The 10,353-nt window shown below is 53.3% G+C and carries 14 protein-coding genes; 8 read left to right on the top strand and 6 right to left on the bottom strand.

From position 1 onward, the window contains the following. Positions 1–105: 105 nt before the first annotated feature. The 4 genes from COO59_RS18085 (at position 106) to COO59_RS18100 (ending at position 4,612) form a co-directional block, all read left to right on the top strand. On the top strand, positions 106–744 hold the full coding sequence (locus COO59_RS18085; RefSeq protein WP_103061120.1) for a bifunctional 4-hydroxy-2-oxoglutarate aldolase/2-dehydro-3-deoxy-phosphogluconate aldolase: 639 nt from the start codon (positions 106–108) through the stop codon (positions 742–744). 315 nt (positions 745–1,059) lie between these two features. Then, on the top strand, positions 1,060–1,401 hold the full coding sequence (locus COO59_RS18090) for a YebG family protein (RefSeq protein ID WP_103061121.1): 342 nt from the start codon (positions 1,060–1,062) through the stop codon (positions 1,399–1,401). Positions 1,402–1,740: 339 nt separating this feature from the next. Continuing rightward, complete coding sequence (locus COO59_RS18095; protein ID WP_103061122.1) at positions 1,741–2,412, top strand: tellurite resistance TerB family protein; 672 nt, start codon at positions 1,741–1,743, stop codon at positions 2,410–2,412. A 136-nt stretch (positions 2,413–2,548) separates the two neighbouring features. Then, the gene (locus tag COO59_RS18100) at positions 2,549–4,612 is read left to right on the top strand and encodes a prolyl oligopeptidase family serine peptidase (RefSeq protein WP_103061123.1); all 2,064 of its coding nucleotides are present in this window, start codon (positions 2,549–2,551) and stop codon (positions 4,610–4,612) included. Here the strand turns inward: COO59_RS18100 and exoX are convergent. Together exoX and COO59_RS18110 are read right to left on the bottom strand one after the other, a co-directional pair. Then, the gene (exoX, locus tag COO59_RS18105) at positions 4,609–5,274 is read right to left on the bottom strand and encodes an exodeoxyribonuclease X (protein ID WP_103061124.1); all 666 of its coding nucleotides are present in this window, start codon (positions 5,272–5,274) and stop codon (positions 4,609–4,611) included. The two genes, COO59_RS18100 and exoX, sit on opposite strands and share 4 nt — an antisense overlap. A 27-nt stretch (positions 5,275–5,301) precedes the next feature. After that, positions 5,302–5,529, bottom strand: a complete 228-nt coding sequence (locus tag COO59_RS18110) for a DNA polymerase III subunit theta (RefSeq protein ID WP_103061125.1) — start codon at positions 5,527–5,529, stop codon at positions 5,302–5,304. Positions 5,530–5,657: 128 nt separating this feature from the next. Here COO59_RS18110 and yobA point away from each other — a divergent pair, with 128 nt between their 5' ends. From yobA to COO59_RS18125, 3 genes are all read left to right on the top strand, one after another. After that, positions 5,658–6,035: a CopC domain-containing protein YobA gene (yobA, locus tag COO59_RS18115; protein WP_103061126.1), complete on the top strand. Its 378-nt coding sequence runs from the start codon at positions 5,658–5,660 to the stop codon at positions 6,033–6,035. 2 nt (positions 6,036–6,037) lie between these two features. Then, positions 6,038–6,913 carry a copper homeostasis membrane protein CopD gene (gene copD / locus COO59_RS18120; protein ID WP_103061127.1) on the top strand — a complete coding sequence of 292 codons (876 nt, stop codon included), beginning with the start codon at positions 6,038–6,040 and terminating at the stop codon, positions 6,911–6,913. A 213-nt stretch (positions 6,914–7,126) separates the two neighbouring features. Further along, positions 7,127–7,468, top strand: coding sequence for a YebY family protein (locus COO59_RS18125; protein ID WP_103061128.1), 342 nt, complete (start codon positions 7,127–7,129; stop codon positions 7,466–7,468). Between the two features lie 334 nt (positions 7,469–7,802). Here the strand turns inward: COO59_RS18125 and COO59_RS18130 are convergent, their stop codons facing one another. From COO59_RS18130 to COO59_RS20975, 4 genes are all read right to left on the bottom strand, one after another. Further along, positions 7,803–8,888, bottom strand: a complete 1,086-nt coding sequence (locus COO59_RS18130) for a tyrosine-type recombinase/integrase (protein WP_103061129.1) — start codon at positions 8,886–8,888, stop codon at positions 7,803–7,805. A gap of 81 nt (positions 8,889–8,969) precedes the next feature. Next, positions 8,970–9,128, bottom strand: coding sequence for an excisionase (locus COO59_RS18135; protein WP_240614160.1), 159 nt, complete (start codon positions 9,126–9,128; stop codon positions 8,970–8,972). Between the two features lie 153 nt (positions 9,129–9,281). Further along, on the bottom strand, positions 9,282–9,494 hold the full coding sequence (locus COO59_RS18140; RefSeq protein WP_103061130.1) for a hypothetical protein: 213 nt from the start codon (positions 9,492–9,494) through the stop codon (positions 9,282–9,284). Positions 9,495–9,648: 154 nt separating this feature from the next. Beyond that, complete coding sequence (locus tag COO59_RS20975) at positions 9,649–10,221, bottom strand: hypothetical protein (RefSeq protein ID WP_165786539.1); 573 nt, start codon at positions 10,219–10,221, stop codon at positions 9,649–9,651. A gap of 23 nt (positions 10,222–10,244) precedes the next feature. Here COO59_RS20975 and COO59_RS20740 point away from each other — a divergent pair. After that, positions 10,245–10,353: transposase (locus COO59_RS20740; RefSeq protein ID WP_133158576.1), on the top strand; the 109-nt coding region annotated here is incomplete at its 3' end.

Below are 10,353 nucleotides of genomic sequence, written 5' to 3' on the forward strand. Positions count from 1 at the left end.
TGCTGTAAAAATCAGGTATGGTAGTGACCGTTTTCTTTGCCGCGCAGATGCGCGCTATTATTGCCAGTGGTCGGATAGTTCGCTGGCCTGACAGGAGAAAGTGCGATGAAAAACTGGAAAACGAGTGCCGAAGCGATCCTGACAACGGGACCGGTAGTGCCGGTTATCGTAGTAAATAAACTGGAACATGCGGTGCCAATGGCGAAAGCGCTGGTGGCGGGCGGCGTTCGCGTACTGGAAGTCACCCTGCGCACGCCGGTGGCGATGGATGCGCTTAAAGCCATTATTCAGGAAGTGCCGGACGCAATCGTCGGCGCCGGAACGGTGATCAATACCCAGCAGCTGACAGAAGTCACTGCGGCGGGCGCCCGGTTTGTTATTAGCCCCGGTCTTACTGAACCGCTGCTGCAGGCGGCGGTGGAAGGCACCGTTCCGTTGATTCCGGGTATCAGCACCGTTTCTGAATTAATGACCGGTATGCAGTATGGCCTGCGCGAATTTAAATTTTTCCCGGCGGAAGCCAACGGCGGCGTAAAAGCCTTACAGGCGATCGGCGGGCCTTTCCCACAGGTGCGTTTCTGCCCGACGGGCGGCATCTCACCGGGCAACTACCGTGACTATCTGGCGCTGAAAAGCGTGCTGTGCATCGGCGGCTCCTGGCTGGTGCCAAACGATGCGCTGGAGAGCGGCGATTATCAGCGGATTACCGAGCTGGCGCGTGAAGCGGTGGCAGGCGCTCGCTAAGCGCCAGGGCTCTCCCGCTGCGGGAGAGCCGTTTCGCGCCCCGGAGCGCTGCTGCACCATTCCCTTCCTTAACGCTTTCCATCGTCGCCACGCCCGCCCGTCAATGTCCGGTTCACCTGGACCTAACAGCATCGACGCGTCGCTCCCTGACGCAGCGCAGTGCCAGACATCGCCATAGTATCTGACTGAAAAATAAAGCGTAAAAAAGCGTGCATCAGATACGCAAACGGTGGTGCTGACAGCTGCGGGGAAAGCTTGATCTCAGGATTTTGCCTGTTATACTGTATAAAAATACAGTATAACCCGAGGTGAGTCATGGCGGTTGAAACCAAATTTGTTGTGGTCAGAAAAGGTGAAGAAAAAATGACATTTGCCAGTAAAAAAGAAGCAGACGCATACGACAAAATGCTCGATATGGCTGAAGCTTTTACTGACTGGCTGGTGCAAAGCGAGCTGCCGCTGGAAGAAGCCCAGCTGGAAAACCTGGGTCTGTTCCTGGCGGAACAAAAAGATGCGGTACAGCATATTTTGCGTACCAGCAAGCTGCCGGAAGCGCAGCCAGCCGTAAAAGCGCCAAAAGCCACGGCGGCGGAAACGGACGCCGGTAAAGCGCAAGACGAAGCCGGTAAAAAAGTACGCGCGGTTAAGGCCGCCTGAACAACCCGCCGGATTAACATTGCAGCCTGGCGAATATCAGCCACACTTTCCTGATAAAGATGTTAAGCAAAGTGGGATGCGCGCTATCCGTTCATTCCATCTTCTTTATACAAAGATAAGCTGAGTGATATAGCGATGCGGCCAGGCAGCCTCTTCGCCGCGCTTTTGGCGTTCTGTTCGCTACCGGCGGCACGGTCGCCGTGGCCGACAGCGGCCTGTTCTTCACCGCCTGGCGCCGCTCCGGAAATCTCTGGCGCGGCGTTTTTCGCAATTGCTCTCGCTTATGCTTCCTGACGCCCGGTGTTTCAGACTAAGGCACACATCACCAAAGGAGAGCGTATGAGTAACTGGCTGCAGCAGGTGCAAAAAATATTGAGCAATACGGCAATTGGCAACGCGGGCGCAAAAGCGCAGGGCGGCAGCGAAGGATTAAGTAAAATGCTGGCGCCTGGCGCGCTCGGTAGCCTGGCCGGAATGCTTATTTCCAACAAATCTTCCCGTAACCTGTTAAGCAAATACGGTAAAAACGCGCTGGTTATCGGCGGCAGCGCGGCGGCTGGCGTTCTGCTGTGGAATAAATACAAGCAGCGCGTCCGCGAGGCCCATCAGCATGAGCCGCAGTTTGGTCAGCAGGCTACGCCGGTCGATCAGCGTGCGGAGCGTTTGATTACCGCGCTGGTGTTCGCTGCTAAAAGCGACGGACATATTGATGGCGAGGAACGTCAGGCCATTGAGCAAAATATTCATCAGGCGGGTTACGGCGAGCAGGCGGAAGCGCTGATCCAGCAGGCGATTAACCGTCCACTGGATCCACACTGGCTGGCTCAGGAAATAAAAAATGAGGAAGAGGCGCTGGAGCTTTACTTTCTTAGCTGCGCGGCTATCAATACCGATCACTTTATGGAACGCAGCTATCTGAAAGAGCTGGGCGATGCGTTAAAGATCCCGATGGACGTGCGGGAGGATATTGAAAAAGATATTCGAACCGAAAAAGAGAAGCTTCCGTCCTGACCGCCACAGTTAGGGCCTGTCGCAGCCTGGCGGCGGGCTGTCAGCCCTTCATCTCCTGCTTTTTGCCGCTGCCGCTTGGCAATCATGGTCTTAGCTGCCAACCTTAAGGTATGTATGTCTGAAAACAGTAAACGTTATGATGCCACCGAAAGCTAAAAAAGTTCCTTACGAAATGACGCTGCATGATGATACCCGCGTCGATAATTATTACTGGCTGCGCGATGACCAGCGTGAAGATCCTGAGGTGCTGGATTATCTGCACGCTGAAAATAGCTATGGCCATAAGGTGATGCTGACACAAAAGGCGCTGCAGGATCGTCTGCTGAAAGAAATGGTCGGACGTATTTCGCCGCAGGATTATTCTGTGCCTTACGTGAAAAACGGCTATCGCTATCAGAGTCGCTATGAGGCCGGTAACGAATACGCAATTTATTTCCGCCAGCCCGCACAGACCGAAACGCCCGATGAGTGGGAAGTGCTGCTCGATGCGAACCAGCGCGCCGCCCACAGCGAGTTTTATACCATGGGCGCGCTCGATATTAGCCCCGATAACCGCATTATGGCGCTGGCTGAGGATTTCCTGTCGCGTCGTCAGTACGGTATTCGTTTCCGTAATCTGGAAACCGGCAACTGGTATCCTGAAGTGCTGGAAAACGTCTCCGCCAGCTTTGCCTGGGTTAACGATTCGAAAACGCTGTATTACGTGCGTAAAGATAAACAGACGCTGCTGCCGTATCAGGTGTGGCGACATAATATTGGCACGCCGCAGCGGGATGATGAGCTGGTCTTTGAAGAGAACGACGACACGTTCTACCTCAGCGTGCATAAGACGACCTCGGAACATTTTATTCTTATTGCGCTGCACAGCACCACCACTACCGAAATTCATCTGCTGGATGCGGAGTATGCCGATGCGCGTCCCCGCGTTTTTGTGCCGCGTCGCAAAGGCCATGAATATACCCTCGATCATTACGATCACCGTTTCTGGCTGCGCTCAAATCGCGAAGGGAAAAACTTCGGTCTGTACCGTACCAGCTACCTGGATGAGTCGCGCTGGGAAACCATTATCGCGCCGCGCGATCACGTGGTGATGGAGGATTTCCAGCTGTTTCGTGACTGGCTGGTGGTTGAGGAGCGGCAGCGTGGGCTTTCCAGCCTGCGGCAGATCTGCTGGCGTACCGGAGAAACCTTTGGGATCGCCTTTGACGATCCGGCCTATGTTACCTGGCTGGCCTATAACGCCTCGCCGGAAACCTGCAAACTGCGCTACGGCTATTCATCCATGACCACGCCGACCACGCTGTTTGAACTGGATATGGATACCGGCGAGCGGCGCGTATTAAAACAAACGCAGATTAACGGCTTTGATTCGGCTAACTATAAAAGCGAGCATTTATGGATTAAAGCGCGTGACGGCGTGGAAGTGCCGGTCTCGCTGGTGTATCACCGCCAGCATTATCAGCCGGGTAAAAACCCAATGCTGGTATATGGCTATGGCTCTTACGGCACGATTATGGATGCAGATTTCAGCTCCAGCCGCCTCAGCCTGCTGGATCGCGGCTTTATCTATGCGCTGGTTCATGTGCGCGGCGGCGGCGAACTGGGGCAGCAGTGGTATGACGACGGGCGTCTGCTGAACAAGATGAATACCTTTAATGACTTCCTTGACGTGACCGATGCGCTGGTTCAACAGGGCTATGGCGATCCGCAGCGGTTGTACGCGATGGGCGGCAGCGCGGGCGGGCTGCTGATGGGCACGGTGATCAACCTCCAGCCTGAGCGCTTTCATGGCGTAGTGGCTCAGGTGCCGTTTGTGGATGTCGTCACCACCATGCTGGATGAGTCGATTCCGCTGACGACCGGCGAATATGACGAATGGGGCAACCCCAACGACCCGCAGTATTATCAATATATGAAGCAATACAGCCCTTACGATAACGTTACGGCTCAACCTTACCCGCATATGCTGGTGACGACAGGCCTGCACGATTCTCAGGTGCAGTACTGGGAGCCGGCCAAATGGGTAGCTAAGCTGCGCGAACAGAAGACTGATGAAAATCTGCTGCTGCTGTGTACCGATATGGACTCCGGCCACGGTGGGAAATCAGGGCGTTTTAAATCCTACGAAGGCGTCTCGCTGGAGTTTGCTTTCATTATCGGCCTGGCGCAGGATACGCTGCGCGGCAGCAGCGGCTATTAATCGTCAGCCTGGCTAACCTGCTTTTGCAAGGCGTTACGCAGGGCAGGTTTAAGATCCGGGATAGCTTCAAGCATCCAGCGCAGATAGCCCGGATCGCGCTTAGCCACCTCCGCAACCGAACGCCCGCGATACTTACCGAATGGCATGACTTCCGCCGCCGTTTGCTGCATGCGCGCAGCCATAAGCGACGCATCCCAGCCGGAAGTTTCCATAATGCGTATCAGCAGCGCGGCGGTGACGTAACAGTCATAGAGCGCCCGGTGCGCATGCAGGTCGGCTGGCGGCGTAATATTCAGCTGCAGGTGCTGACGCAGCGCCTGGTTGCCATAGGTTAAACCGGGCCACAGCTGGCGCGCCAGCTTCATGGTACAAATCCATTCGCCATGCATTTCCGGCAGCATACGCCGATCGAAGCTGGCGTTATGCGCCACGTAATAAGGGCTACCGTGATAACGGCCGATCAATGTTTCAATCGGCGGCTTATTTGCTACCATCGCTTCACTGATGCGATGTATTGCCATCGCCTGACGGCTGATCGGCCGGTCCGGACGAACCAGATCGCTCATTGGATTGACTATCTGGCCGTCAATCACATCGACGGAAGCAATTTCCACGATACCGCCCTGTAAACCACAGGTTTCAGTATCAATAACGCGTAGCATAAAGCCTCTTAGCGCTGACGCGCACTGTTATTTCTTCGGTTCCCAGGGCAGGCGGGAAAGGTTAATTGAGGTTTGTCGATGATGCGTCAAACGTTGACGAAACCAGTCGCGTAGCGCTTCCGGCTGCTCACGTTCGACGATTGCAGCCACCACCGGCATATTGTAACGCTCTTTAAAGGCGACGCCAGCGGCGGCCAGGTCAACATTCACTTTATCTTTTTCTTCCTGCGATAATGTTGCCAGGTTGTTAGACATTTTTTACTCCTATGTATAAGCGCAGTAGTACCCGTTTTGAATCGCTGTTAATGCCTCGACAGGCTTCGGTGCGGGAGGTATGCTGCGGCCTCGTTGGTGACAACCACGATAGTTTACAGGATGAAATCATGTTGAAAACCCGCTTCTCTGCTTTACCCGGCGCAGCCGCCCTGGTACTGGCAGTTGCCTTTTCTCCGGCTGCGCTGGCCCATGCCCACCTGAAATCGCAATATCCCGCTGCGAATGCCAATGTTGAAGCGTCGCCTCAGGCGCTGACGCTGACGTTCTCTGAAGATATTGAGCCCGCTTTTAGCGGCGTCGATATTATCGCGCCTAATCAGCAAGCGATGCCGGTAGCTGAAGTTGAGCGTGCGCCAAAACAGCACAATCAGCTGATTGTGCCGCTGGAAAAACCGCTTACGAGCGGGAGCTACCAGGTAAACTGGCATGTGCTGTCGGTAGATGGCCACAGAACCAAAGGAAGCTACACTTTCAGCGTGAAATAGTGATGACGGTGGAAACGCTGTATATATTCTGCCGCTGGGCCCATTTTAGTTCGCTGATGTTGTTTACCGGCAGCGCCTTTTATAGCGCGCTGCTGGCGCCGCGTCGCTATCAGCCTGTGTTAAGTCAGCGTTTAATGCCGCTGCTTACCGGCAGCGCCATCCTGACGTTATTCAGCGCGCTGGCGATACTGGCGGTACAAACCGGACTGATGAGCGGAGACTGGCGTAATATCGCCCAGGTAAATATCTGGCGGGCAGTAATACAGACCGGTTTTGGTCAGGCCTGGTGCGTGCAGTTACTGATGGCGCTGCTGGCCTGCCTGAGTCTGGCGACGCGCGGCAGCGTGCGACAGCGTTTGCTGCTGCTGTGTGGTTTGGTTCAGCTCTGCGGCCTGGCGCTGGTAGGTCATGCGGCGATGCTGGACGGCTGGCCCGGCGCGCTGCAGCGTTTCAGTCAGGCGATCCATCTTACCGGCGCGGCCTTTTGGGCTGGCGGCCTGTTGCCATTGCTGTGGCTAATGCGTGATGCGCGACTACCATCGCAGCGTGGTGATGCTATTCGCACCATGATGCGCTTTTCGCGCTATGGGCATTTGGCGGTCGCGCTGACTGTGCTGAGCGGCATAATAAACACCGCTTTTATTGTTGGCTGGCCATGGCCGGCAAATAATGATTACCGGCTATTGCTGTTAATTAAAATCGGGCTGGTGGCGCTAATGATATTGACCGCGCTGTTTAATCGCTACTGGCTGGTTCCGCGTTTTTCCATACCGGGCAGCAGGGCGCAATTATGGTTTGTACGTGCAACGCAGCTGGAAATAGCGACAGCGGTATTGGTCGTGATAGTCGTCAGCATCTTTGCCACGCTACAGCCGTAATATACCCTAAATAACTTGGGTTGCAGGACAAAACGCAAAGCGTGTAACAGCGCCTGCGCTGGCTCCGCAGGGGCGAGGCCGGTCACGCGGCGACACCGTGAATCCTCAGCGGCTTACATCAGTAAGCGTCTGGGAAAACGAGGAAAGCCAGCGCACATGCAACTTGCAGTATGACGGGTATAAATAAGTTAAGTAGGACAATAAGGTAACCTCATGAAAAAAATCATCGGATTATTACTGGCGATGGGATGCTGCACCAGCGCGCTGGCGGCATCAGAAATTATCACCATCAGTCGTTTTGAAATTGGCAAGGATAAGTGGCCATTTACCCGCGAAGAAGTGATGCTTACCTGTACGAAAGAGCATGCGCTGTTTGCCATTAATCCCAGCACCCTGATGCAGTATCCGCTAAATGATGAAGCGGCACAGAAGGTGACCTCAGGCAAAGCCACCGCGCAGCCTGTTTCGGTAATTCAGGCTGACGATCCGCAGCATCCGGGGCAAAAAGCCAGCCTGCAGCCCATTATCGACCGTGCAGAAAAGCTGTGTAATTAATCCTGCCAGGCGCGGCATCGCCGCGCTGATTCGCTGTAGCTAACTCTGGCGCTAAACAACAGCGCCTTATCCGCTTTTTGCCGTTGATCTCACAGAGTTAAATTCTTCTTTGCAGCCTGTTTGCATCCGACTGGACATTCTTCACGACTGTTCTACGCTTTATAAGGCAAGGCGACATCGCCTGTATTAATGCCAACTTTTAGCGCACGGCTCTCACAAGAGCCATTTCCCTGGACCGAATATAGGAATCGTATTCGGTCTTTTTTTAAATGGTTGTTTTATATAGAAAAAATGACAGTCATCCCGAAATTTTCCCGAAAACTTCATACTCAGCCTAAACCATCACATATTCCTGACCACGAGAATCCAGGTACTTTTTGGTCATAGAGATATTCTTGTGACCGAGCAACCTTTGTGCGAACTCCTCACCATTCTCTATTTCATAAAGTCGACTGGCAAGGCTTCTGATTTCATGGAAGGATGGCGGGTTCGCTCCAAATTTCAAACCGGACAACTCGCGAGCATCACCGAACGCTCCTGTAATAGCATCCGGGGCAACCGGCCCAGCTTTTCTCCCTCCGCGCCTGACAGAAGAGTAAATAAGATTGTCAGATGGATTGTCCCTTTTGCAGCTTTCAATAACTTCACCCAAAGTTACGTCTATATCCTTTAGTTTTAGTGAAAGCGGCAATGCCAGCTTGTGACCAGTCTTTCCCTGAGTGATGAACAGACGACCATCCTTCACATCGCTGAATTTCATCCTTGAGATATCCTCTCTGCGCTGACCCGTCAGGAGGGCCAGGTTTATGGCGTTCTCAATCCAGCCTCCCATCGCCTGGGCAGCAGTAGGTATCGCCAAAAACTGTTCTATTGACAGGCGCTCCCGCCTTACCTCAGGTGCCGGGGTTTTTGTTGGCTCAACGATATTTCGCTCAATCACACCTTCAATTACAGCCTCGCGAAAGATGTCCAGAAGCAAGGATCGGAGCGCCACGGCCATGCTTCGCTTCCCATCTTCAATGTATGCGTCGAGAAATAAGGCGACATCGCGGGTTGCCATGGCATCCATTGCTCGGCGACCAAACGCAGCACGCAGCGTGGCAAGCTGATTAGCGCGTATCTTTTGAGTGGTAGGTTTCAGATCACGCCGAGAAAGGATGATATTGTACCGATCAAGCCACTTATCGAAAGTGAATTCCGGTACAGATTTTAGCCTATCCAATAACGCAGAAGGGATGTAATTCTGGTCGATATAATTATTGGCTTCGATTGCCTGTGCTACCGCCTCCCTGCGTGAAATGCGGCCCAGCGACAATTCTTGTCCGGTTACCGGGTTTCTCCACGAGTAAATTTGCTTGGACTTTCTGAATGTCAGATTCCTTGGCAGATTAGCGTCGTAACGTTCCGGCCTTTTCGACATGCTTCAGCTTCTCCAATAGCTACCCTTCGCGAGGCGGCCTTATTGACTCTGTTTTACGTACCATTTTGCTTTTGCGCGGGTCTACGTAAACCGAGCCAGGTTCAAGTTTGTACTCCTTGCCATGCAATTGCGGCAAGGATAGGTTCGCCCCTCGCGCACCCAGCGGCGAAGGGTAGACAGTGATGGCGGTTTCGAATAAGTCTCGTTCGCCCATTCAAGCAGGTTAAGCAGCTTTGCCATTTTTACCTCCGGGGATTTTTACCAGGTTTTTAGCGCAAATGAACGCAATAAATAACAGAGAGTCACTTCTTTAATGAAGCAGCATTTTAGCGATGATGATCGCAATGATGGTGAGGATGAGGTGGAGTGGGGTGATCATGATTCTATCTTCCGTTATTGCAGCCTCCTTTGCTTTTCCGCCCACACCATGCGCTCATGGTCAGAGCGACATTCGTCCGAGCAAAAATGCCCCTTGTCTATCGGCTCATTACACCAGTGACATTCACCGGTGTAGACCATAGTCGCCGCCGGCCGGTTGGCCAGAGCCACCTCTATCAGCTGCTGCTCGCGTTCTGCGGCTTCGTCAATCGGATCTGCAAAATTCATAATTATCTCCTTACCTCACCACACACAAGCTGAGCCAGCGGACGACGCTCATTCAGCCTGACCCTGATGGCCTCGCATTCTGCTTTGGTTTGGTAGATGGTTTCAGTGACGGGTAGGGCGTGAGAGTGAGCGGTAATGAGGAGGATGAAGCCTGCTAGCATTTACCCTCCTTTGCCAGTGCTTCATACTGCTGCGCGGTGTTGTCTATGGCGTCAATGCGGCGCAGCATTTCGGAGCGGCAGGAGTTGAATCCGGCAATCTTCCCACTTTCAAAAGGCTGATCAGCGCGTTGCAGACCGTAAATTTCATCCGGCACCAGTTCCGCTAGGTTAACGGCTGGAGTTGGGCGGCTAAACAGATCTCCCATTAACTCTACACTTTGACACTTCCGCAGCCATCCAGCACAGTAACCCCTGGCGAACTCTTTACCATGAATCAATTTTAATTGATTAAAATTAAAAGGTATTGGTTGCCATTTAACAGGCTCCTGCGCCGCCAGCTCAGCAAGCTGCGCCTCTGCAGCTTCTGCGCGTTGCTGCATCTGACGGAAGGCGGCGGCGATTTCCAGAATGGCGGCGGGGTTGGCTGCTGTGATGAATTTTGCGAGTTGAATATTTGCCGCACAGCCAATAAATGCCTCTTCTGAATCATCCGTCCCAGCATCGCTATCAATGGCAGTGTAGTGGTTTACTGAATTTGGCCACCTGAACAGAGGTGATATGCTCACCTCAGAACAATACAGGTGCCCCAATGAAAAGAAGAAATTTCAGTCCTGAATTCAAACGCGAATCCGCTCAGCTGGTTGTTGATCAAAATTACACCGTCTCTGACGCTGCTAAGGCTATGGATGTTGGTCTTT

The sequence above is a fragment of the Mixta theicola genome (assembly GCF_002895925.1).
GTDB lineage: Bacteria > Pseudomonadota > Gammaproteobacteria > Enterobacterales > Enterobacteriaceae > Mixta > Mixta theicola.